Genomic DNA, 22467 nt, shown 5'->3' with positions numbered 1-22467 from the left:
CGTACCGGTGCCCAGCTTCCTGTCTGTACTACTGCGTGGCCTGCTCGCAGGCCTGGTCGCCGGTCTGATCGCCGGGACCTTCGCCTACTTCGCCGGTGAGCCGCGGATCGACGCGGCGATCGCCATCGAGGAACAGGCGACCCATTCCGAGCCCACCACGGGCGAGGACCACCACGAGGACGAACTGGTCAGCCGGGACGGCCAGCGGGCCGGCCTGTTCCTGGCCACCGGCCTGTTCGGCGTCGCCATGGGCGGCATGCTGGCCACCGCGTACGTCCTGCTGCGGCGCCGGCTGCGTACCCGGGACGACGGTCGGGCGGCGCTGCTGCTGGCCGGTGGCGCGCTGCTCGGCGCGGTGGTCGTACCGTTCCTGAAGTACCCGGCGAATCCACCGGCGGTCGGCAACCCCGACACCATCAACCAGCGGACCGGCAGCTATCTGCTGCTGGTGGTGCTCGGTCTGGTGGCCGTCTGGGCCGGTGCCCTCGGCCACCGGGCGCTGCGGCCGGATGCACCGGACTGGCAGCGTGCCGCGGCGGCGGTCGGCGGGTTCCTGCTCGTCACCGTGGTCGCCTACACCGTGCTGCCGTCGTTCCACGAGGTGCCGGACGACTTCCCGGCGGCCCTGCTGTGGGACTTCCGGCTGGCCTCCCTCGGCACCCAGCTGGTGCTCTGGACCGGCATCGGGTTGCTCTTCGCCGCCCTGTTGAGTTGGAGCGGCCGGCGTCCGACCGCCGCCGCCCCGTTGCCCGGCGGCGAACCGGTGGGAGCCGACGAGGCGAGGGACGGCGTCGACGCCCCCGCCCGACCATGAGTGTGACCGCGACCAGCCTCCGGCTGGTCGCGCACGCCCACACCGCCGCGCTCCGGCGCGCGGTGTTCGGTGGCGGTGCCGAACCGCTGGACGAGGGCGGCAGCCGGGCCGCTTCCGCGCTCGCCCCGACCGGACCGGATGGCAGGGGACCGCTCGGGCGGATCGACGTCTGCCTCAGCACCCCGGCGGCGGCGGGGTTGCAGACCGCGTACGCGCTGGGTCTGCGACCCACCCCGGAACCGGCGCTGGCCGACTGCGACTACGGGCGCTGGACCGGACGGTCTCTGGAAGAGGTTGCCGACTGGGAGCCCGACGCGGTGCGGAGCTGGCTGACCGAGCCGGACGCGGCGCCACACGGCGGCGAGTCGATCGGCGCGCTGCTGCGCCGGGTCGGTGGCTGGCTCGACGGGCAGGCCGACCGGGGCGGGCGAATCGGCGTGGTCACCCATCCGGTGGTGATCCGCGCCGTGCTGGTACGGGCGCTGGGGCTGCCGCCCCCGGTCTTCTGGCAACTGGACGTGGCGCCCCTGGCGGTCGTACGCCTGACCGGGCGCGGCTCCCGCTGGCAACTCCAGCTGACCGCGCCCGCCGCCGCGACGGATTGAACCCGCCCGTTCCCGCTCCGGCCAGCCTCGCTATCCGGAACGTCCCCGGCGTCGGGCGGCCAGGCCACGGAGTCGCAGTACGACGAAGACCCCGGTCGTGACCAGGACCAGTACCACCGCTCCGGCCAGGTACCCGGTCTTTTCCGCCCCCCACCCCGATCGCCGGGGCTCGCCGCCGGCCCCGCCGCTCGCGGCCGGCGTGGCGGTCGTGGGCGCGGCCGAGGTCGGCGTGGCCGACGGCGCCGGGCGGGGATTCGCCGCCGGGGTGTAGCCGAGGACGACCGGCTTCGTGGCCGGGGATCCCTCGGCGATCTCCGACACGGTCAGCAGCGACCTCCCGTCGGCGCTGTAGGTGATCGACTCGCCCTGGGGCTCGTCGGGCAGCGCAGTGACCCGGGGTACGCCGTTGGTGATGGCTCCGGCCACGTCGCCGCCGGTGACGTCGAACTCGAAGGCGTCGGCGTAGGTACGCAGCACGACCCGGCCGCCGTCCGGTGCGAGCGCGGCACCGGTGACGAGACGCGTTCCGAAGCCGTAGAACGGGTTGCTGGTGGTGGACCTCGGCAGCCTGAACTCGCCTACCCTGCGCATCGGTACGGTCGCGCCCGCGCGCAGCGCGCCGGTCGGCACGTACAGGCCCGGGGTGCCGGAATCCTTGGTGACGATGATCGGGGTGCCGTCGCCGGACAGCAGGAACGCCTCGGCGTCGTGCGGGCCGTCCGGATAGCTGAGCCGGTGCAGTACCGGTGAGCGTCCGTTCGGGGCGAGCTTCCAGAGCGCGACGTTCTCCCGGGACCGGTTGTTGTCGCCGATGTCGGCGACCCAGACCGTGCCGTCCGGCGCCCGGGCCAGATCCTCGGTGTCACGCGGCCGGGAAGGGTAGGCGACGGCTCGGGTCACCGCGCAGGTGCGGTCGAGGAAGAAGATCCGCCGATTGCTCTCCCGGTCGGAACCGTCGTTGATCACGATGTAGCCGTTGGCGGTGGCCACCAGGCCGGATATCTCGGTCAGCCGCTTGTCGCCGATCTCGCAGATCCGGGTGCTGTCGCCGGTGGCCGTCGACCTCGCGGGCGGGCCGCCGACGGCCGCATGGCCTGCCGTGCCACCGGCGCCGAGCACCAGCATCGCGGCCACCGCCGGGACCGACAGGCTCCGCATCGGCCAAGTGTGGCACGACGGGGACGTCCGGTCGGGCCGGTGCGGGTGATCCGGGGCGCGGGGGCCGGCATGACCGCCGGAGCCATCAAGGGCTGACGTCGTGGGACTGATCGAGCAGGGTCGACCAACCCGCCTGCTTGGTGAAGACTGTGGCCGATCGACGGTCACTACGGGCGAGGGACGGCATGCTGAAGGTCATCGGTGCGGGTTTCGGGCGTACGGGCACCAAGTCGACGAAGGAAGCCCTGGAGCTGCTCGGCCTCGGGCCCTGCCACCACATGACCGAACTGTTCGCGCACCCGGAGACGATCGGGGACTGGCTGCGCGTGGCACAGGGTGGGTCGGCCGACTGGGACGGGCTGCTCGGCGGCTACCGCTCGGCGGTGGACTGGCCCAGCGCCGCGTACTGGCGCGAGCTGATGGGGGTCTACCCCGAGGCCAAGGTGCTGCTGACCGTACGCGACCCGGAACGCTGGTACGACAGCGTCAGCAACACCATCTACCGGGGCAAGTCCTTCGATCCGGAGAACCTGCCGCCCGGCCTGCAGCAGGCGGTCGAGGCCCAACCGGAGTTGCGGGACCAGCCGAGGCTGGCGGAGACGCTCATCTGGCAGGGGATCTTCGACGGCCGGTTCGACGACCGGGAGTACGCGCTGCGCGTCTACGCCGACCACGTCGCTGAGGTACGGACCACCGTACCGGCCGAGCGGCTGCTCGAATTCGACCCGGCGCAGGGCTGGGAGCCGCTCTGCGACTTCCTCGGTGTCGAGGTACCGGAGACGCCGTTTCCGCTGCTGAACACGACGGCCGCTTTCCGGCGGCAGCTTGCGGACCCGGCCGGCCTGCGGCGCGAACCCTGAGCGGACCGATGGCGACGTCGGGTACTCACCTCAGCGGCGCGACTTTGTGGGTGTGCCGGCTCCGCCACCACGGCACGAGCTGGACGACGCCGAACGCCACCTCGGCGACGAGGAGCAGCCACAGCACCCGGAAGGCGCCGTGGGCCAGTGCGTAGGCCTGCCACATCGCGAACAGTGTGCGGGCGACGCCGTCGGCCAGTCCGTACACCGACAGCGGCCTGACGATGCGCAACAGGGCCCAGACGACCACGACCGAACCCATCAGGTTCGCGTACAGGGTCAGCACCGGGTCGGGAGCGGGTAGGACGCCGAGGCCCAGCGCGCCGCCCAGCGACGACAGTGCGCGGTGCAGCAGCGCGTACGTCCACGGTGTCGCGAATCCCGCTGTGACGACGAGGTCGTACCAGGCACTCGCGCGCACGACGCGGAGATAGCCGGGGTGGGAAGGGGTGGACAGGCGGATCACGATGGACTCCCGTTGGTCTCGCGACAGCGACGATCCACGCTAAACAGTGGAGTAGGCTCCAAGGTCAAGCCGCGTCGTCTGGCGGAGGATCATGCGTATCGGAGAGCTGGCCGCCCAGGCGGGCTTGACCAGGGACACCATCCGGTTCTACGAGAAGGTCGGCCTGGTCGAGGGACGACGGCTCGCCAACGGCTACCGCGACTTCGCACCCGAGACCGTGGCCTGGCTGCGGTACGTCCGTACCGCGCAGGCACTCGGGTTCTCGCTGGCGGAGATCGGACGGCTCGGCGAGGAGCTGCGTGCCGCGCCCGACGCCGCCGAGGCGTTGTCCGCGCTGTTCGAGGAGAAGATCCGGATCATCGACGCGCGCATGGCCGAACTCGCCGCGCTGCGGGCCGACCTCGACACGCGCATCGGCACCGGATGCCCGTTGCGGGCGGCCGGCCAGGCCGGCTGAACACCGGGCCACCCGGTCGGGGTACCGGGTGGCCCAGGCTAGAAGTACTGCAGCCAGACGTACAGCCAGGCGATCAGGGCGCTTATGATCGTGACGACGATGCCGTACCGGGTGAACTACCGGAACGAGATCTGGTGACCCGTCCGGGCGGCGATGCCGATAGCCACCACGTTGGCGCTGGCCGCGACTGCGGTGCCGTTGCCGCCGAAGTCCCCGCTGAAGCCGAAGGCCCACCAGAGCGCCTGACCGGTGCCCGGGTCCGGCGCCTCCGCGACCAGCCCCTCGACCACCGGCGCCATGGTGGCGAGGTACGGGATGTTGTCGAGGAGCGCCGCGAGCCCCGCCGGCAGGGGAGAGCAGCGCCTCGCCGGGGCCACGACGCGGACCACATGCACCGGGTCGGCCGGCTCGACGTGCTTGCCACGGAAACGCTCGTCTGGCAGGGGACCTTCCGCTGCCGGTTCGCCGACCGGGGGTACGCGCTGCGGTGCGGTAGGGCGGTCAGGGGCTCGCCAACCTCACAGCTTGCCGATGACGACTCCGCGCCAGGTCCACCCCGCACCCAGGACGGTGTCCCGCAGGGGGTTCTTCAGGTCAGAGCTGTCGAAGCTGAACGTCTCGGTCGCTTCGAGGCCGTTGTCTTCGCCCCGGCCGAGCGTCCAGCGCTTCGAGACCGTCCGCACCTGGCCACGCTGGGCCTCGGCCGCGATGGCCAGCCTCGGGGTGTCGCCGACCCAGGTGACCTCGTACTGCTGGTCGAGAGAGCGGACTTCGTTCTTCTCCGGCACCAGGCGCATACGGACCTGGAACACTCGACTCACCTGTGTGCCGACGAAGAAGGTCCGCCAGGCCGGGTCCAGGATGCGCCACTCGGCCACCAGATCCGCGCCCTCCTCGCGGCCGTCCCGGATGACGTACGGGACGTCGGGGCGGTTGAGCCCGAGCACCGCCGCGTGGACCTCGGCGGCGGACCGCGGGGCGACACCGTCGACGGGGCGCTTGGTTCCGGTCAGCTTGTCGAAGAGTCCCATGAGATCAACCTATGAGGAGTCGGTTTGCCGCTGCAACGTCAGCCGCCACCGATCCCAGAGCCCCTACTCGTCCAGGTGGAACGCAGAGCCGGGCCCCAGCACTGGATGACATAGTCGATCATCAGCGTAGGATGGGCGCCTGGCGGCGACGGGTGGGACCGCGTGATATCTCGACTGATCGGGCGGTTCGTCGTACCGGCCCTGTTCGCGGCGTTATTTGCCGCGCCACTGTGGTTCATGGCGGTCGGCTCGCTCCGTCCCGTCGGCCTGCCGCCGCCGCGTACGCTGGAGATCTTTCCGCCCGATCCGACCGTGGCCGCCTACACCCGGCTGCCCGAGCTGATGCCGCTGTTCCGGTACCTGGCGAACTCGGCGCTGGTCGTCGCGCTCGCCGTACCGCTGACCGTCGTCGTCGCCTCGTTGACCGGGTTCGGGCTGCGACTGCTCGCCTCGTCGGCGCGTCGGCGGGTGACCATCGGCCTGCTGGTGGTGCTCCTGGTTCCCGTCACCGCGGTCTGGGCGACCCGGTTCGAGCTGTTCCGGCTGGCCGGGGTGGTCGACACGTACATCCCGCTGCTGGCGCCGGCGATGCTCGCGGGTAGCCCGTTCCTGGTCCTGCTCTACGCCTGGAGCTTCGGCGGCGTACCGAACACCCAGCTTGAGGCGGCCCGCCTGGAGGGCGCCCGGTGGATCGCGATCTGGCGGCGGGTGGCGCTGCCCCAGGTACGGCCGGCGACCCTGGCGGTGGCGGTGCTCGCGTTCACCTTCCACTGGGCCAACTTCATCGACCCGCTGCTGTACCTGCACAGCGGCGACCGCTACACCTACGCGCTCGGCCTGCAGTTCCTACGGCTGCTGAACCCGACGGACTGGCCGCTGCTGATGGCCGGCTGCGTGATCGCGACGGCGCCGTGCGTACTGGTGTTCCTACTGGCTCAGCGGATTCTGCTGAACGACAACCCGTTGGTGGCACTGAGATCTGGAGGACGCAGATGACGAGAACCCGATCGTGGCCGCGCTGGTGTGCGGGACTGCTCGTCGCCGCCCTGCTCGCCGGATGTGGGGCGGACGACCGCACCGAGGGCGCGTCGGGGATCACCGTCGTGCTGTTCGGTGACGCCGAGGAGATCGCCGGCTACCGCACCATGGTCGAGGCCTTCGAGGCTGCCACCCCCGACGTCGACGTCACGCTGTCTCCCGTTGCCACCCAGGACGAGTTGATGGCCAAGCTGACGACGTCGTTCGCGGGTGGGACGCCGCCGGACGTCTTCCTGCTGAACTACCGCCGCTACGGCCAGTTCGCCGCGCAGGGGGCGATCGAGCCGGCACAGTCGTACCTGGACGGCAGCGAGGCGCTGGACGAGGGCGACTTCAGCCCGCGCGCCCTGGACGCCTTCCGATTCGACGGCAAGGCGCTGACCTGTATGCCCCAGAACCTGTCGTCCCTGGTCGTCTACTACAACGCCGACCTGTTCGCCAAGGCGGGCGTACCGGTGCCGAAGGCCGGCTGGACCTGGGACAACTTCCTCGTCACGGCGAAGGCGCTCACCGGCGACGGACGGTACGGCGTGGGTGTAGAGCCGTCGGTGCCGCGGATCGCCCCGTTCGTCTGGTCCAACGGGGGCGAACTGGTCGACGACCCGAACCGCCCCACCCGGCTGACCCTGACCGGCCAGCCGGCGACCAGGAAGGCCGTCGACTGGTTCCTGGACCTCCAACTGGTGCACAAGGTCGTCCCGCCGGACGCCGAGGAGCAGAGCGAGTCGAGCGAGGCGCGCTTCCTACGCGGAACACTGGGCATGTACCTGAACAGCCGGGTGGCGGTGCCGACGCTGCGTACCATCAAGGATTTTGGCTGGGACGTGGCGCCGCTGCCGGTCGCACCGGGCGGCGCCCCCGCCTCGATCCTGCACAGCGACGCCTACTGCATGAGCGCCGGCCGGCCCAACCACACCGACGCCTGGCGGTTCATCGAGTTCGCGATGGGCCCGAAGGGGCAGGGAATCCTCGCGGAGTCCGGCCGGACGGTGCCGTCCCGGCTCGACGTGGCCAGGTCCGACGCCTTCCTGAAGCCGAGTCTGCCGCCGCGCTCGGCACAGGTTTATCTCGACGCCGATCCGCATCTGCGGGCCACCCCGCGCACCGCCACCTGGTCCCGGGTGGAGCGGGAGACGGACGCCCTGCTCGAAGAGCTGTTCTACGGCCGGGTCGAGCGTGAGAAGGGACTGCGGGAACTGGAGGAGAAGATCCGTCCGCTCTTTGCGGAACCGCCCCGGTGAGGGTGGGCGTCGCGCCAGGGCAGATCCGGCTCGAATCGCTGTCGAAGAGCTATGGGCGGGTCACCGCCCTCGACGGTGTCGACCTGGAGGTACGGGCCGGTGAGCTGATCACCCTGGTCGGACCGTCGGGCTCGGGCAAGTCGACGATCCTGCGCCTGATCGCCGGACTGGACCGGCCGGACGCCGGTCGGGTCCTCGTCGACGGGAAGGACGTCGGCCGGGTCCCGCCGCACCGCCGGGCCATCGCGATGGTCTTCCAGGACTACGCGCTCTACCCGCACCTGACCGTACGCGACAATCTGCTCTTCGGGTTGCGGGTCCGCCGGGTGCCGCGCGCCGAGGCCGACCGGCAGGCCCGGGCGGCGGCGGAACGACTGGAGATCGCCGACCTGCTCGACCGGTACCCGGACCAGATGTCCGGCGGGCAGCGCCAGCGCGTCGCCCTGGCCCGGGCCCTGGTCCGGGACCCCAGCGTGTACCTGCTCGACGAGCCGCTGGCCAGCCTCGACGCCCAGTTGCGGTTCGCCACCCGGACCGATCTGCTCGCCATGCACCAGGAACTGCGGACGACGATGGTCCACGTCACGCACGACCAGGCGGAGGCGATGACGCTCGGGGACCGGGTGGTGGTGCTGGACCGGGGTCGGGTCCGGCAGGTCGGCCCACCCCAGGAGGTGTACGACGAACCCGCCGACGTCTTCGTGGCCGGGTTCCTCGGCAGCCCGCCGATGAACCTCGTCGTCGGCGGTGGTGTGCTGGGCGACGCCCCCGGGCTCACTCTCGGGGTGCGTCCCGAGGACCTGGCGCTCGACCCGGAGGGCCCAATCGAGGTCACGGTCGAGGCGATGGAGACGCTCGGCAGCGAGGCGATCCTGCTGACCCGCGCCCGTGCCAGCACCCGCGACCCTGCTGCTGCTGCTGCCGCTGCTGCTGCCGGTGCCGGTGTCCGGCTGACGGTCCGGACCGGTCCACGCCACGGTGTTCGTCCCGGCGACCGGCTGCGACTGCGGCCCGACCCGGCCCGGATCCATCGGTTCGACACCGAGACGGGTCGCCGTCGATGACCGCGGCGCGGACCCGGCGTCCCCAATCAGCGTGGATGTTCCTGGCCCCGTACGGCGTGGCGGTCGTACTGCTGATCGCGCTGCCGGCACTGCTCAACTTCGGCTACGCCTTCACCGACCACACCGGACTGACCCGGGATCCGCAGTTCGTCGGGCTGGCCAACCTGCGCCGGCTGCTCGCCGACGACTTCTTCCTCGACAGCCTGGAGGCGTCACTGTTCCACGTGGCGGTCTCGGTCCCGCTGCGGTTGCTCGCGGCGGTCGGGCTCGGGCTGCTGCTCGCCGCCCCACGCCCCGGTGGTCGGTGGTTCCGGACCGCCGTCTACCTGCCGACGGTGATTCCCGACGTGGCGCTGGCGGTGCTGTTCCTCTGGGTGCTCAACCCGCTCTACGGCCCGCTGAACCAGCTCCTCGGCCTGGTCGGCCATCCCGGTTTCACCTGGCTCGCCGAGCCCACGACCGCGCGGGTGGGAGTGATCCTGATGCTGCTGTTCCCGATCGGGGAGGGCTTCATCGTGGTCCTCGCGGCCCGTCGGATGCTGGACGGGCGGCTGTACGAGGCTGCCGCGCTGGAGGGCTGCGGCCCGTTCGGTCAACTGCGCCGGCTCACCCTGCCGCTGCTGGCCCCGGTGCTGGTGCTGCTCGTGGTCCGGGACACGATCCTCACCCTTCAGGTCAACTTCGTTCCGGCGTACGTCCTCACCGATGGCCGTCCCGCCAACGCCACCCAGTACCTGCCGGTCTACATCTTCGACCACGCCTTCGAGTTCTCCGGGTTCGCCTACGGCGCCCTGATCACGATCGTGCTGATGGCGATCAGCGCGGTCATCATCACCGCGCAGTTGCTCACGGTGCGACGCTGGCGGGTGCTGCGCTGACCGTGACATCCTGCACGGATGAGAGTGCGGGTGCTCGTGGTCGCCGCCGTCGGCGTCGTGGCCCTCGGACTCGGGCTCGCCGGATGCGGCGGGGGCGGGGGCGACACCCAGGCGGCCCCGGACCGTGCTCAGGGGATGCTGGCGAACCTGCCGAGCTGTGACCGGGTGCCGCTCGACGAGGGTGCCGAGGTCGCAGCCGACGTCCCCGGTCTGGTGCTGCCGGACGGGGCGCGGGTGACGTCGACGGTCGCGCAGGGGGCTCTGACGACGGTGGAGGCGACGATCCGGCTGACACCGCTGGACGTGCGTGCCCACTACGAGGGCCGCACCGACGTCGAGCTGCTGAGCGTCGAGGACGAGATCTTCGAGTCCGAGATACTCCTGAGGGCGCAGGAGCGGCGGATGTACCTACGGGCGACCGCGCTGTGTGCGGACGGGACGGCGTTGACCGCCGTGGTCGGACCGGACTCGGAGGACGCGGGCCTGCCGGGGTTCCGCAGCGGCGCCGGTTAGATTCCGACCGATGTTCCGCCCCGTGGAAGCGCTCCCCGGCGGACCTCTCATTGACCTTGATCTGTGATCTGTTTAGCCTGGCCACACACCGACCGGTTCTTCGCTCGCGCTCCAATGTGGACAGGGGAGACACCGCATGAAGGTACGACTCTTCCGACATCGCCCCGGCACCGCAGTGACAGCGACCCTGGCACTGCTTGCCGTAGGCGCTCTGGCGGCCTCGAACTCGCCGAACCGTGGCCAGCAGGCCAACGCCAAGGAATCCCTGACCACGACCACACCGACCGGTCCGATGGAACTGCCCGCCGAGTGGATGACCTCCCAGCGGCTCAGCGATGGCAGCCGGGAACTCTCCGCCGCCAAGTACGTCAAGGCACGCGGCGAGGCGAACGGGATCTTCGGACGTACCCGTGGCGCGTATCGGGACCTGGCGAATCGCAAGTGGAACTTCTTCGGCCCCGTCGACATCGGCGGCCGGGTCGTCGACATCGCGATCGATCCGAAGGTCGACGACCAGCTCTTCATCGCCGCCGCCTCGGGCGGGGTCTGGAAGTCCCGCGACGCCGGCATGACGTACGAGTCGGTGTGGCCGCAGGACTGGGTGCAGAGCATGGGCGCGGTCGCGATGACCAGTGCTGGCGTGCTCTTCGCCGGCACCGGAGAGGCGCAGCCGGGCGGCGGATCGATCACCTTCGGGGGCGACGGGGTCTACCGTTCCGTCAACCGGGGCAGAACCTGGCAGCGGGTCGGGCTCAAGGACAGCCATGCCATCGCCCGGTTCGCCATCGATCCGAGCAACGAGCGGCGGATCTTCGCCGCCGCCGCCGGCAACCTGTTCAAGCCCGGCGGCGAGCGCGGCGTCTACCTCTCCGAGAACGGCGGCAGCAGCTGGCGCCGGGTCCTCACCCCGCCGAACAGTACGACGGGGGCGACCGAGGTCATCATCGACCCGACCAATCCCAAGCGGATGTACGCGGCGTTGTGGGACCACCTGCGCGAGCCGCACCAGCGGACGTACGGCGGGCCCGGCTCCAGCCTCTGGCGCTCCGACGACGGCGGCCGGACCTGGCAGCGGATGACGAACGGGCTGCCGACCGACGCCGACCAGGGCCGCTGGGGACTGGCGCTCGCCCCGGGAGACCCGAAGCGGCTGTACGCCTACGTCGGCACCGCCATCGGCCCGTTCCGGGGCTTCTACCGCTCCGACGACGGGGGCGACAACTGGACCCAGACTCCGGTCACCGCGAACCAGGCCTCGCAGTCCACCTTCAGTTGGTGGTTCGGCAAGCTCTGGGTGGACCCGAAGGACGCCGACCACGTCTTCCTCGCCGGGGTGAACCTGGGGCGCTCGACCGACGGCGCGCAGAGTTTCTCCTCGGTCGGCGGCGTGCATGCCGACCAGCACGTGATGCGCTGGGACCCCAAGGTCCCCGACCGGGCCTACCTCGGCAACGACGGTGGCATGTACCGCTCGGACGTCAACGGGGTCGCGGGCGGCTGGGCCAAGGCCACGTACGAGCCGTACACCCAGTTCTACACGGTGGACGTCGCACAGACCGATCCGTCACTGAAGGTCGCCGGTGCCCAGGACAACGGCTGCAACCGGGGCTACAACGGTCCGGGCGGCCCGTGGGAGTCCATCGGCTGCGGTGACGGACTCCAGGTGATCATCCATCCCGAGCAGTCGAACATCGTCTTCGGATGCAGCCAGTACGGCTCCTGCTACCGCTCGGAGAACAGCGGCGGCACCCCGAGGCAGACCATCGGCACGGGCCAGACCACCTCGCAGCGGCGCAACTGGCTGACGCCGCTCCAGTTCGACCCGTCCGACCCCAACGTCATGTACTACGCCGGCAACATCGTCAACCGGTCGACCGACAACGGCCGTACCTGGACGGCGATCAGCCCGGACCTGACCGGCGGTGGACCCAACGATCCGTCCGGCTACCCCTGGGGCACGATCACCACGATCGCGGCGGCGCCGGCCGACGGCAACAAGCTCTACGTCGGCACCGACGACGGCCGGCTGTGGTGGACCGACGACCTCGGGGTGAACTGGAACCAGGTCGCTCCGGCGGAGTTGCCCGGTACCTGGGTGACCCGGGTGGCGGTGCATCCGACGAACAAGGACATCGCGTACGCCACCTTCTCCGCCTTCCGGTCCGGCAGCGACCGCCCACACGTCATGGTGACCCAGGACGGCGGCCGGAACTGGACGGACATCGGCCGTGGGTTGCCGGACGCACCGGTGAACTCGGTGATCCCGACCTCCGACGGCCTGCTCGTGGTCGGCACGGACGTCGGCGTCTACATCTCGGCCTGGAACGGCGGCGAATGGGCTGCGCTGGGTGCGAACCTGCCGAACGCGGCCGTGATGTACCTGCGGTACCACGAACCGACCCGCCAGCTGACCGCCGCCACGTTCGGCCGGGGCGTCTACGACGTGACGGTGCCCCGGTGCCCCTGGGCGTCGACCCGGCTGCCGCTACGCAAGCCCGGCGTCGGTGTCGTCGCCGCACTCGCCTCCTGCCGCGCCTGACGCAGACATGTAAGGAAGGGCCCCCGCTTATCGTTTTCTGTAGATAAAGGGGCCCTTCCTAACCGGCGGCACCTCGCGGGCGGGCCGGCGTGGAGCGCTTCCTGTTCGAGGTTCGGTCGGCCAGGATGTAGCGCGGTGGACCGTAGCGCAGAGGTCGTCGCGTCCGGCTCCAGAGGATCGGAAGGACGCCGGTTCGATTCCGGTCGGTTCACCACCTGCCTCCTCGCCTAGACTGCGCTCCGAGCGGGCCGTAGCGCAGAGGTCGTCGCACCCTTTTCTCAGAAGGGGGGACGCTGGTTCGAATCCAGTCGGTCTGCAAGCATCAGGCCCTGACCAGGGATAACGCTGGCCGGGGCCTGATGCTTGTCTATGCGATTTTGAATCATCCCCCGAAAACCCCCACAAACGCCTGCCGGCGACCACGTTCGTCGGGCCGAGTGGGCCTGTCCGTACTGTGGGGTGTCAGTCGTTTGTGGGGGGCTACGTTGCCCGGGACGGCCCATGATCGCGGCGTTCGGGGCCGGTTGTCATCGGGCTGGCGCCGAGCTGTTCGAGGATGTGGGAGCTGTCCGGGGCGAGGGCGGTTTTGACGATGTAGTACGTGTTGGTGACGTCCTCGCTGGCGTGCCCGAGCTGGGCGGAGGCGCTCTTGGCGTCGGCCTCCTTGTCGATGAGAGTGGCGACCGTCTTGCGGAAGGGATGTGGGGTGACCCATTCGAGGCCGCTGTCGGCGCGGGCTTGGCGCCACTGGCGGCGGACGTTCTGCGGGGACAGCCAGGCGCCGCGCCGGATCGATTGGCTTCAGGTGGTTGCGGGCGTTGAGGGAACGGGTGCCAGAGCACCGGTCCTGGTTTGGGGGCTCTGGTCCGGCGGCCAGGTGGTGACGAGCCCGGCCGCCGGACCAGCTCAGCATTGCGGGCGACCGGTCAGCCGACGGATTCCCGGGTCGCTACCGCGGGCTGCGTGGCAGGGCTCGACGTGGTGGCGGCTTTCGATCGGCGGGTCAGCTCCACGTGGGCTCGGCTGTCGCTGGTCCGGATCACGGTGACGGTCACGAGGAGGCCGAGGGCTGCGATCACGGCGGCGCCGATGAAGGCGGAGGTGTAGCCGTCGGTGAGCGCCTCCACGGTCGCGGTGCTGCCCTGATCGAGTTGGGCGAAGGCAACGCTGGACAGGACGGCGAGGCCGAGGGCGCCGCCGATCTGTTGGCTGGTGTTGATCAGTCCGCTGGCCAGGCCGGCCTGTTGCCAGTTGACCCCGGTCGCCGCGGACAAACTCATGGCCGTCCGGCCGGCGTTGGCGGCGGCGCGGCGGCGGCCCGTTCAGGGAGCAGGGAGCGATGCCCCCCCTGGCCTCGGCCGCCATGCCATGGGCGGACTCGGTGCCGAGGAACCCGATCTCGCCGGACAGGGCCGGGGCCTCGTCCGGCGGACGCGCCTTCGCTCCGTCCGGCCCCGGTTGAGCCGTATCGCATGTCCAGGCTCGGAGGCTCATGCGCCCCGGGCCGCTTGTTGTCGCCGGCAGTCATGCTTTCCAGCATTCCGTTGAATCGGTGCCGGAGACTTTTCGTCCGTTCGGGGCGGCGGCGCAGTGCCCGTGGGCGGGCAACCCTCATACCGCGGAGGAACCTCGCCGCGCTGCTGTCCACCGTCAAGCTCGTGCGGGCGGGGCGATCGACCCCTCCTCGTCCAGCCCGGCGATCGACTGGCCCGCCCGCACCGGCGCCGTCGCAGCCCTCACACTGCCAACGTGAGCGAGCGGCGGTGGCGACTGGTCGAGCTGGCACGGCTGGCCGGGATCACCGAGCAACAGGTGCGCAACTACCTGGACGCGGGACTCCTGCCACCCGCCGGGCGCGCCGCCAACAACTACCGGATGGCCACGTTCCAGAGCGTGACGAGCATGGCTTGCGCGGCGTCCCCCGAATCACCTCCCGCGTCGCCGACGGCCGTCTGTAGCAGAGTTGGAGCACCTCCCCGCCCGAGCCCCCACAGCATCACCGCGACGTAGACCAGAGCGGCGCTGTCAGCCATCAGGGCCAGGACAGCAGCCGCTGCGGCGACCAGGAGGATGCTGCCGATGGTGAGGGTGCGCAGCCGACGGTGGATTCGGGCACCCATGAGCCAGATGCTCAGCAGGCAGGTAGCCCCGAAGGCCAGGAGAACGAGGTCGGTGGAGTCACTCATGCCGAACCGGTCGAGGAAGGCTGCGATGGAGGTGTAGAGGATGGTGTGAGCCAGCACGAAGACCAGGGTGACGCACAGCACCGGCGCCACGCCCGGCAGCGGGTTGGCCGGCGCCATCACCGGGTAGCCGCGCTTCTGCAACTGCTGGACGACGTCGTTCCAGCTGGCGGAGGCATGGGCGAACCCGCCGTGGACGAGCACGACGGTCGGTTTGGGCGCGGGCGCGTGGCCGGCTTCGGCGGGTCGGGAGAGGGTGACGGTCGAGGTGGTGGCGACCGCCGCCGCGCCGAGTCCGGCGACGAATCCGCGCCGGGAGATGTTGGTACTCATCATGTACTCGGAGGCCGTCTACGCCCGCAGCCAACCCCCAGATCTGGGATAATTCAGGGTTCGCCGTGCTTGAGGGTGTGTCACGGGTCCGTGGCCCGCCGGGTGCGGAGTGCCCGGAGTTTGTGGCGGTTGCCGCAGCGCTCCATCGCGCACCAGCGTCGGGCGCCGGGGCGGGACGAGTCGACGAACACCATCGGGCAGTTGTCGCTTGCGCACTCGCGGATGCGCCCGGAGAGCGGTCCGGACAACAGCTCGATCATCTCCCGCGCCAGCGTCGACAGCACTTGCGTTGCCCGCACTGGTGGCGCCCATCCGACGGTCGTGGCGTCGGCGGTGAGTTCGGGGATCAGCGGCGCCACGGCCGCAGCCTGATTGATGGTCGAGACCGCCCTGGTGGGAAGGGGGCGACGCGCTGCCTGGGCGTGGGCCGTATCCCAGATTGCCTGCCGGAGGGCCTTGGCCGTGGTCAGCTCACGGGCTGTGACAGGGGCCGTCATGACCGCGGTCAGCGGCGGCTGGGCCAGCCATTCGGCTAGGTCGGCAGGCTCGTGGAGGGTCTCGAAGACTGCGTACTGGCCCTCGCCGCCTGTGTGGGCGAAGTCCAGGCAGATGGCGCCGGCGTCGAACCGGAACGATCCTCCCCGGGTGTCGTTCAGCAGTCGTCCGGTTGCGTTCGTTCGCATGAACCACTATAACTGGTGTCGCGAACGAAACCGCTATAACTGGTTTCATCATCAGGGAGGCAACACATGGGTGTGAGGCACATCAACCCCGAGGGACTTCACCGCAGCCCGGCCTTCAGCCAGGCCGTCGTGGTCGAGCAGCCGGCGAAGACGATCTACGTTGGCGGGCAGAACGGCGTCGATGCTGACGGTAAGGTCGTGGGTCCTACGGTCGGGGAGCAGGCCGGGCAGGCGTTCCGCAACCTCGCGACCATCCTGGAGAGCGAGGGGGCGAGCCTGGCGAACATCGTGCATTGGCGCATCGCGGTGGCGGATGGGCACTCATTCGACGAGGGTGTGGCCGCCTTCCAGCAGGTGTGGAACCGGGCCGACCCGCCGCCGGCCATCACGGTCCACGTCGTGGCCGGCTTGGGCCCCGGGTTCCTAGTCGAGATCGACGCCGTCGCCGTCGTGTGACGTCCTGAGGGGCGGGACCACTCCCGGAGGCGGACCCATCCTCTGGACCCAGAGGTCGTAGACGCCGTTCGGGCGACGGTCGAGCGGCTGATCCCGCCCCCGCCCAGCTGGACTGGGTCCGCGCTCGGCCGCGGCTCATGGTGCAGATCGTGAAGCGATCCGGCACCGCTGCCGGTGCAGGCATGGGTCACCCGACACCGCTGCGGCATCCGCGGTGACGAACGACTTACCGCAAGCACCACGAAGCCGCCATGTTCCGCTGGGCCGGCAAACGGAATCATCGGATAACGAAAGCCCTCAGGTTGCGGGACTGGAACGACGCGGGCGTGTGGCAACAGTTGCACGAGGTCCTGCTGGCCAAACTGAGAGCCGCCGGCCAACTGGACATGTCCCGGGCGGTGATCGACGGCTCCCACGTACGGGCGCTCAAAGGCGGCCCAAAACCGGACCGAGCCCGGTCGACCGCCGCAAGCCAGGCTCGAAACACCACGTCATCACCGACGCGGGCGGTATCTCCCTCACCGCGAGCCTGACCGGCGGCAACCGCCACGACGTCACCCAACTGATCCCCCTGGTCGAGGCGATCCCATCGGTCAAGGGCATCCGGGGGCGTCCTCGGCAACGACCCGAGAGGCTGTATGCCGACCGCGGCTACCCGCCGGAAAACCGCGACGACATCCACGAAGCCTTCCTCACCTCGGCTGCGCCATCATCTGCTGGCGCCGACTCCAACACCCAAAGAGTTAGGAGTTCTGGCGCTGTTGCGTTTTCGAGTCGGTGGACACGTCGAACCTCGTGTACCGATTGGGAATGGCCCGATGAGGTCCCGGCAGACCCCACCCACGGGCACGGATCATGATCGACGGTGCCCGCTGCCAAGGGCTGACAAACCCACCCTCGTGAGGTCACCGCACCGCCCCTGAAACGGCATCCCGTGGCGCCAACCGTCCGATAGGTTCAACGAGAGGCATAGCGAAACACAAGTCGTCAACTAGGCATTCCGGTCGAACGTGCCACCGCCGGGCTTAGGTGGTGGCGCCAACGGCAGCGGTTCACCGGCCGTCGAGAACTCCTGCCCGAGACCATCAACGCCGTCGCGAGCCTCGTCTCCGACCGGATGATCACCCTGGTGGCCGTACACGCCGTCCGTCACCGCGGCTCACAGGCCTACACTTTTCCGCCCGAGATCGTAGTCCTCGGGGTTTCGGCCGCGTTTCCTGCTGTCGGGTTGTTGGTGCGTTGGTTGTCGGCGTTCCAGCTGGCCAGGAGGCGGATCGCGTCGGCTTCGGGGGTGCCGGGTTGGGGGGTGTAGACACTGAGGATCTGGCTGGAGACGGCGTCGATGCGGAGGGTCTCGTAGGGCAGTGTGATCTCGCCGATGAGTGGGTGCCTGAAGGTCTTCGCGCCGGCTCGCGGAGTTCGTACGTCATTGGTCGCCCAGCGCGTCCGGAATTCTGTGCTGCGGGTCGCGAGTTCTCCGATCAGTTCGGTCAGGTCGGGGTCGTCGGGGTGGCGGCCGGCCTCGATCCGCAGCATCGCCACGGTGTCGGCGGTGATCCGGTCCCACTCGGGGAACAGGTCCCGGGCTCCGGGCTCATCGAGGAACAGGAAGCGGGCGCTGTTCGTCCGTCCGGGCAGGTCGTACACGGGTGCGAGGAGTGCGCGCCCCAGTGTGTTGACCGCGAGGATGTCGAACCGGCCGTTGAAGACCACTGCGGGTAGGTGGTCCATCGAGTCCAGCAGCACCCGGATTCCGGGAGTGACCGAGTTTTTCGCTGCGCCGCGGCTTCGCTTGCGGGCTGCGGGGGTCAGGGCGGCGAGCAGCCGGTCGAGGTGAGCGCGTTCGTCATCGTCTAGACGCAGGACGCCGGCGACGGCGTCGACGACTCCGGCGGAGGGCCCGGTTGCCTGGCCGCGTTCGAGCCGCACGTAGTACTCCGGGCTGACCCCGGCAAGCAACGCGACCTCCTCCCTGCGCAGGCCTTTTACCCGACGGCGGGTGCCCTGCGGAGGAAGGCCGGTGTCGGCTGGGGTGACCCGGGCGCGGCGGGTGGTGAGGAACTCGCGGACCGCGGCCCGCGCGGCCTCCTTCTCGTCCATGAGATCAAGGGTAGGCCCGGCCCGCGTCCCGGAAGGGGTCCCTGCGAGTACCCCTCTTCGCGGTGCCTGTCGGGATGTGGTGAACCGATGTTGGCTGGGTGTCGGCGAGAGCGAGATCGGCGTCCGGATGCCGTGCACGCCGTCCCTCGCCACTTCCCTCTGATGCCCCCTTACTTCGACACTCTCGACGAGAAACGAGTTCTCTGATGCAGCACGCCATGCTGGGGAGCCTGCGGGTTTCCCGGATCGGCCTGGGTGCCATGTCCATGGCCGGCACCCTCCTCTCCGGCGGCGGCCTGGACGACGCCGAATCCATCCGCGCCATCCATCGCGCGCTCGACCTCGGCGTCACCCACATCGACACCGCTGAAAGCTATGGCCCGTACCACAGCGAGGAGATCGTTGGTCAGGCGCTGGAGGGTCGGCGCGACCAGGTCGTCGTCGCCACGAAGTTCGGCATCCTGTCCCATGCCGGGGATGGAAGCGGCCTGTTCGACAGCAGTCCGGCCAACATCCGCACCGCCGTTGAGGGCTCCCTGAAGCGCCTTCGCACCGACCGGATCGACCTCTACTACCAGCACCGGGTCGACCAGAACACCCCCATCGAGGAGACCATCGGCACCGTGGCCGAGCTGGTCGCCGAAGGCAAGGTCCTGAGCATCGGCCTGTCCGAGGCCTCGCCGGACACGATTCGCCGCGCCCACGCCGTGCACCCGATCGCCGCGTTGCAGACCGAATACTCCCTGTGGACCCGCGACGTCGAGACCGAGCTGCTGCCCCTGCTGCGTGAGCTGGGCATCGGCCTCGTCCCCTACGCGCCACTCGGGCACGGGTTCCTGACCGGCCAGATCCGCACGCCGGAGGAGATCCCCGACGGCGACTGGCGCAAGACCAATCCGCGCTTCATCGGTGAGGCCTTCTACCAGAACCTGCAGCTCGTGCAGGAAGTACGGAACATCGCGGCCGAGGTCAGTGCCACCTCGGCACAGATCGCGCTGGCCTGGCTGGTGGCCCAGGGTGGGGACATCGCCCCGATCCCCGGCAGCCGGCGAGTCGCTCGCGTCGAGGAGAACACCGCCGCCGACGGCGTCGTCCTGACCGCCGACCAGTTGCAGCGGCTCGACACCCTCACGCCGGCCACCGGGGCCCGACACGACGACTTCAACGAGTCCACGATCGACCGCTGAACCCAGCATCAGCGCGTGTGCCGCAACCAGCCCGAACACCGGACCCCAACGGGATTCTCGACGCACGAGAGTCCTCGCCTCGGAGGAGAAACGCCATGTCCGCAGCCACATCACTGACCGAGCAGAACCGCGCGATCGTCGAAGCCATGTTCGCGGCGGCGAACAACGGCGACGTCGAGGGAGTCTTCTCCTACCTGTCCGAGGACGTCGCGGTCATCGAGCCAGTGTTCCTGCCCTTCGGGAAGGCCTACCACGGTAAGGACGAATTCCTCGGCCTCGCCCAGGTCTTGCCGAACTACCTCGACGTCTCCTCGATCACGGTGCACTACACCATCGCCGACGGCGATCGCGTCGCGGCGTGCGTCGGCATTACGGACGTCGCGACCGGAGAGCTGACCCACTTCATCGAACAATTCACCCTGCAGGACGGAAAGATCGTCGAGAATCGAGTGTTCTACCACAACGTCGGCAGCATGATCGACAAGCCCAAGGTCGTGTAGCACGCACTCGAACTCTCAACCTCGGCCTCGATCCAGGTCAAGGCCATCCACCGCTGGGAAGGTCCCAGGTGGCGCGGCTCACGTGTGAGCCGTGCTGCCACCGACCAGCCTTCTCTCCGGCGGTCCCAGCCAACGGGACGCTCGGATCAGCGCTGGCGGTGGAGCTCCCACCTCACCCCTCTGTCCGGAACAACATCCGAACTCCGAACTCCAGGAGGTTTCCTATGAGTCAGCCCGTGACCAACGTCGTACTCGTGCACGGCGGGTTTGTCGACGGATCCGGCTGGCAGGGCGTCTACGACCTGCTGACCGCCGACGGCTTCCGGGTCAGCATCGTGCAGCACGCCACGTTCTCGCTCGCCAGCGACGTCGAGGCCACCCGCCGGGTCCTCGACGCCCAGAACGGTCCCTCCGTGCTTGTCGGGCACTCCTACGGCGGAGTCGTCGTCACCGAGGCCGGTACCCACGACTCCGTGGCGGCGGTGGTGTACATCGCCGCGTTCGCCCCGGACGAGGGCGAGTCGGTGAGCACGCTGATCGCCGACCCACCGCCCGGCGCGCCGGTGCCGCCGATCCTGCCGCCCGTCGACGGCTTCCTGCTGTTGGACCGTGAGCGCTTCGCCACGTCGTTCGCCGGCGACCTGCCCGCAAGCCAGGCGGCGTTCATGGCAGACTCCCAGCTCCCGTGGGGTGTCGACGCGCTCGCCGGCACCGTCTCCGCGCCCGCGTGGCGGACCAAGCCGAGCTGGTACCTGGTCGCTGCCGACGATCACATGATCCCCCCGCCCGCCCAGCGGGCAATGGCCGAACGGGCCGCCGCGACCACGGTCGAGTCCCCCGGCAGCCACGCTGTGTACGTCTCGCAGCCGACCGCCGTCGCCGATCTGATCAAGAAGGCCGCCCAATCGGTCAGCTGAGCGAACCACCCCCGGTCCGCGCTCGGGGCCGGGGTATGACGGGTCGACCACCGCGCCCCGGATGCAGCCACGCAAGGAGCAGACGATCAGCACGAAGCTGCGCTGGGCCGTGCCAGCGCTCCAGCGCTGGGCCCGCCGCTACCAGTCACTGCGCGAGGTCGGCCGCGACGATGTCTTGGCCGCCATCCCCGATGCGCCCGGCATGTCCAGGGCAACGATGCTGCAGGGCCTACGGTCTATCTTCACTGTGCTTAAGAGCCGCAGGCTGGTCTTCGTCAACCCGACCGCGAGACTCAAGGTCAACCAGCCCGAGCCCACTGCACCACAGCCAGTCGACGTGGAACTGCTCCGCGCGCACCTGAACTCCGACGATCCGGTCAAGGCCGTGCTGGTCAGGAGCCGACGGTCTTGAGGATCGCGTCGCGAGAGGCGGTCACCTGTCGGCGGAGTTCGTCGAGGTCCACTCCCAGCAGGTGCCCGTCCGATTTGAGAGTCCGGCCAGCGACCATGACGGTCGAGATGTTGCGGGGGTCGGCACCGAGGACGAGGGTTCCCACCGGATCGTTGAGCGGCATGTTGTTGATTGCGTCGGCCTCGACTACCAGCAGGTCGGCTTGCTTGCCGGGGGTCAGGGATCCGGTCACCGATCCGAGCCGGATCGATTGGGCGCCGTCGATGGTGGCGAACCCCAGTACGTCGCGGGTCGTGATCCGCGACGTACTGGGGTTCGACCGCCCGCATCCGCTGGACCGCCAGCAGTACCCGCATATGGGTGAACATGTCGCTGGCCAGGGCTACTTCGACGTCGATGCTGAGGCCGGGGCGTACACCTGCGGCGAGGGCTTCGTCGATGGCGGGGATCGCGGTGTCGAGCCCGATCTGTGGATCGGATGTCGGAGCCAGTGAGATTGTCGTGCCGGTGGCCCCGATCGCCCGCCAGGCGTCCGGGGTGAGCCCGGTGGCGTGGATCAGCGACAGGCCGGGACCGAGCAGGCCCTGCTTCTCCCACCTTAGGATCGCTTCCGAGGACGGTTGTCCGAAGACGGCGTCGATGCTGACGTCGATGTCGAGGTCGCGGGCTACCGCCGCCAGTCGTGGCCCGTAGGCCAGGGCAGGGCCGGTGATCTCGGCGGGTACTTCGCAGGCAGTGCCCAGGGCGAGCCCGACGGGCTGTCGATGACGCCGGCGTCCACCGACGCGCCCACCGTTTCATGTCCGAGGACCTCGGCCATGCCCCCCAACGTTCGTGGCTGGTGATCGTCGCGCACCGCCTCGTCAGCGGCACAGCCGGGCACGCCTACTCTGGGTCGAGGGGTAGCCAAGGACGGCGCAGGTGGGAATTTGCAGCACACCCCCGTGCTCGGCGGCATGAGAGAGCGTCGCGTCCGGGTCAACTGCCCGGTCCTACCCCCACCGTTTGGGTGGCCTGTGCTCGACAATCCAT

25 protein-coding genes, 1 tRNA gene and 4 pseudogenes are annotated in these 22467 nt (G+C 69.7%); 20 read left to right on the top strand and 10 right to left on the bottom strand.

From position 1 onward, the window contains the following. Positions 1–7 precede the first annotated feature (7 nt). Both H4W31_RS36730 and H4W31_RS36725 read left to right on the top strand, forming a co-directional pair. A complete protein-coding gene (locus tag H4W31_RS36730; RefSeq protein ID WP_192770797.1) occupies positions 8–814 on the top strand; it encodes a CbtA family protein in 807 nt (268 codons plus the stop codon). 2 nt (positions 815–816) lie between these two features. Next, positions 817–1419, top strand: coding sequence for a histidine phosphatase family protein (locus tag H4W31_RS36725; RefSeq protein WP_318783627.1), 603 nt, complete (start codon positions 817–819; stop codon positions 1417–1419). A gap of 30 nt (positions 1420–1449) precedes the next feature. Here the strand turns inward: H4W31_RS36725 and H4W31_RS36720 are convergent, their stop codons facing one another. Further along, positions 1450–2577, bottom strand: a complete 1128-nt coding sequence (locus tag H4W31_RS36720) for a hypothetical protein (protein WP_192770795.1) — start codon at positions 2575–2577, stop codon at positions 1450–1452. Between the two features lie 185 nt (positions 2578–2762). Here H4W31_RS36720 and H4W31_RS36715 point away from each other — a divergent pair, with 185 nt between their 5' ends. Then, the gene (locus H4W31_RS36715) at positions 2763–3437 is read left to right on the top strand and encodes a sulfotransferase family protein (protein ID WP_192770794.1); all 675 of its coding nucleotides are present in this window, start codon (positions 2763–2765) and stop codon (positions 3435–3437) included. Positions 3438–3462: 25 nt separating this feature from the next. Here the strand turns inward: H4W31_RS36715 and H4W31_RS36710 are convergent, their stop codons facing one another. Then, positions 3463–3903, bottom strand: coding sequence for a hypothetical protein (locus H4W31_RS36710; RefSeq protein WP_192770793.1), 441 nt, complete (start codon positions 3901–3903; stop codon positions 3463–3465). Between the two features lie 91 nt (positions 3904–3994). Between H4W31_RS36710 and H4W31_RS36705 the strand changes: the two genes are divergently transcribed. After that, complete coding sequence (locus H4W31_RS36705) at positions 3995–4360, top strand: MerR family transcriptional regulator (protein WP_192770792.1); 366 nt, start codon at positions 3995–3997, stop codon at positions 4358–4360. Between the two features lie 116 nt (positions 4361–4476). On the opposite strand, the gene H4W31_RS36700 is transcribed toward H4W31_RS36705, so the two are convergent. Continuing rightward, positions 4477–4737: a hypothetical protein gene (locus H4W31_RS36700; protein WP_225945875.1), complete on the bottom strand. Its 261-nt coding sequence runs from the start codon at positions 4735–4737 to the stop codon at positions 4477–4479. Between the two features lie 141 nt (positions 4738–4878). Continuing rightward, positions 4879–5391 carry a hypothetical protein gene (locus H4W31_RS36695; protein WP_192770791.1) on the bottom strand — a complete coding sequence of 171 codons (513 nt, stop codon included), beginning with the start codon at positions 5389–5391 and terminating at the stop codon, positions 4879–4881. Between the two features lie 162 nt (positions 5392–5553). Here H4W31_RS36695 and H4W31_RS36690 point away from each other — a divergent pair, with 162 nt between their 5' ends. The 8 genes and pseudogenes from H4W31_RS36690 (at position 5554) to H4W31_RS36655 (ending at position 12982) form a co-directional block, all read left to right on the top strand. Then, positions 5554–6387 (top strand): carbohydrate ABC transporter permease, encoded by an 834-nt coding sequence (locus tag H4W31_RS36690; RefSeq protein WP_192770790.1) that lies wholly within the window; start codon positions 5554–5556, stop codon positions 6385–6387. Continuing rightward, the gene (locus H4W31_RS36685) at positions 6384–7670 is read left to right on the top strand and encodes an ABC transporter substrate-binding protein (RefSeq protein ID WP_192770789.1); all 1287 of its coding nucleotides are present in this window, start codon (positions 6384–6386) and stop codon (positions 7668–7670) included. Before H4W31_RS36690 ends, H4W31_RS36685 begins: the two co-directional genes overlap by 4 nt. Before the next feature lie 23 nt (positions 7671–7693). After that, positions 7694–8734: an ABC transporter ATP-binding protein gene (locus H4W31_RS36680; RefSeq protein WP_192772688.1), complete on the top strand. Its 1041-nt coding sequence runs from the start codon at positions 7694–7696 to the stop codon at positions 8732–8734. A 35-nt stretch (positions 8735–8769) separates the two neighbouring features. Beyond that, positions 8770–9612 (top strand): carbohydrate ABC transporter permease, encoded by an 843-nt coding sequence (locus H4W31_RS36675; protein WP_192770788.1) that lies wholly within the window; start codon positions 8770–8772, stop codon positions 9610–9612. 18 nt (positions 9613–9630) lie between these two features. Next, entirely contained in the window at positions 9631–10125 is a 495-nt protein-coding gene (locus H4W31_RS36670) for a hypothetical protein (RefSeq protein ID WP_192770787.1), read from the top strand. Between the two features lie 136 nt (positions 10126–10261). Beyond that, a complete protein-coding gene (locus tag H4W31_RS36665; RefSeq protein ID WP_192770786.1) occupies positions 10262–12664 on the top strand; it encodes a WD40/YVTN/BNR-like repeat-containing protein in 2403 nt (800 codons plus the stop codon). Positions 12665–12801: 137 nt separating this feature from the next. Continuing rightward, positions 12802–12878 (top strand): annotated as a pseudogene (locus H4W31_RS36660). Positions 12879–12907: 29 nt separating this feature from the next. Then, positions 12908–12982: transfer RNA gene (locus H4W31_RS36655), tRNA-Glu, on the top strand. A gap of 162 nt (positions 12983–13144) precedes the next feature. On the opposite strand, the pseudogene H4W31_RS36650 reads toward H4W31_RS36655, so the two are convergent. Next, positions 13145–13453, bottom strand: a pseudogene (locus tag H4W31_RS36650) (tyrosine-type recombinase/integrase); the annotation flags it as partial. 137 nt (positions 13454–13590) lie between these two features. Continuing rightward, on the bottom strand, positions 13591–13944 hold the full coding sequence (locus H4W31_RS36645; protein WP_192770785.1) for a hypothetical protein: 354 nt from the start codon (positions 13942–13944) through the stop codon (positions 13591–13593). A 310-nt stretch (positions 13945–14254) separates the two neighbouring features. Here H4W31_RS36645 and H4W31_RS44955 point away from each other — a divergent pair. Further along, a pseudogene (locus H4W31_RS44955) lies at positions 14255–14494 on the top strand (hypothetical protein); the annotation flags it as partial. 38 nt (positions 14495–14532) lie between these two features. On the opposite strand, the gene H4W31_RS43460 reads toward H4W31_RS44955, so the two are convergent. Both H4W31_RS43460 and H4W31_RS36635 read right to left on the bottom strand, forming a co-directional pair. After that, on the bottom strand, positions 14533–15183 hold the full coding sequence (locus H4W31_RS43460) for an MFS transporter (RefSeq protein WP_318783625.1): 651 nt from the start codon (positions 15181–15183) through the stop codon (positions 14533–14535). Positions 15184–15260: 77 nt separating this feature from the next. Next, positions 15261–15863, bottom strand: coding sequence for a CGNR zinc finger domain-containing protein (locus H4W31_RS36635; protein ID WP_225945874.1), 603 nt, complete (start codon positions 15861–15863; stop codon positions 15261–15263). A gap of 66 nt (positions 15864–15929) precedes the next feature. Between H4W31_RS36635 and H4W31_RS36630 the strand changes: the two genes are divergently transcribed. Further along, entirely contained in the window at positions 15930–16319 is a 390-nt protein-coding gene (locus H4W31_RS36630) for a RidA family protein (RefSeq protein WP_192770783.1), read from the top strand. A gap of 299 nt (positions 16320–16618) precedes the next feature. After that, positions 16619–17066, top strand: a pseudogene (locus H4W31_RS43455) (transposase); the annotation flags it as partial. Positions 17067–17486: 420 nt separating this feature from the next. Here the strand turns inward: H4W31_RS43455 and H4W31_RS36620 are convergent. After that, complete coding sequence (locus H4W31_RS36620) at positions 17487–18419, bottom strand: helix-turn-helix domain-containing protein (protein WP_192770781.1); 933 nt, start codon at positions 18417–18419, stop codon at positions 17487–17489. A 206-nt stretch (positions 18420–18625) separates the two neighbouring features. Between H4W31_RS36620 and H4W31_RS36615 the strand changes: the two genes are divergently transcribed. From H4W31_RS36615 to H4W31_RS36600, 4 genes are all read left to right on the top strand, one after another. Then, complete coding sequence (locus tag H4W31_RS36615; protein ID WP_192770780.1) at positions 18626–19606, top strand: aldo/keto reductase; 981 nt, start codon at positions 18626–18628, stop codon at positions 19604–19606. 95 nt (positions 19607–19701) lie between these two features. Further along, positions 19702–20106, top strand: coding sequence for a nuclear transport factor 2 family protein (locus H4W31_RS36610; RefSeq protein WP_192770779.1), 405 nt, complete (start codon positions 19702–19704; stop codon positions 20104–20106). Positions 20107–20330: 224 nt separating this feature from the next. Next, on the top strand, positions 20331–21023 hold the full coding sequence (locus tag H4W31_RS36605) for an alpha/beta fold hydrolase (RefSeq protein WP_192770778.1): 693 nt from the start codon (positions 20331–20333) through the stop codon (positions 21021–21023). Positions 21024–21084: 61 nt separating this feature from the next. Continuing rightward, complete coding sequence (locus H4W31_RS36600) at positions 21085–21435, top strand: hypothetical protein (RefSeq protein WP_192770777.1); 351 nt, start codon at positions 21085–21087, stop codon at positions 21433–21435. Here H4W31_RS36600 and H4W31_RS43450 read toward each other — a convergent pair. Then, positions 21416–21682, bottom strand: a complete 267-nt coding sequence (locus H4W31_RS43450) for an amidohydrolase family protein (protein WP_318783766.1) — start codon at positions 21680–21682, stop codon at positions 21416–21418. The genes H4W31_RS36600 and H4W31_RS43450 overlap by 20 nt on opposite strands. Before the next feature lie 46 nt (positions 21683–21728). On the opposite strand from H4W31_RS43450, the gene H4W31_RS43445 reads away from it, so the two are divergent. Then, a complete protein-coding gene (locus tag H4W31_RS43445; protein WP_225945873.1) occupies positions 21729–21929 on the top strand; it encodes a hypothetical protein in 201 nt (66 codons plus the stop codon). Positions 21930–22467: the final 538 nt, after the last annotated feature.

Origin of the sequence: Plantactinospora soyae (assembly GCF_014874095.1) — a bacterium.
Lineage (GTDB): Bacteria > Actinomycetota > Actinomycetes > Mycobacteriales > Micromonosporaceae > Plantactinospora > Plantactinospora soyae.
Note: the sequence above shows the minus strand (reverse complement) of the source record. Positions and strands in the feature narration are given on the sequence as shown.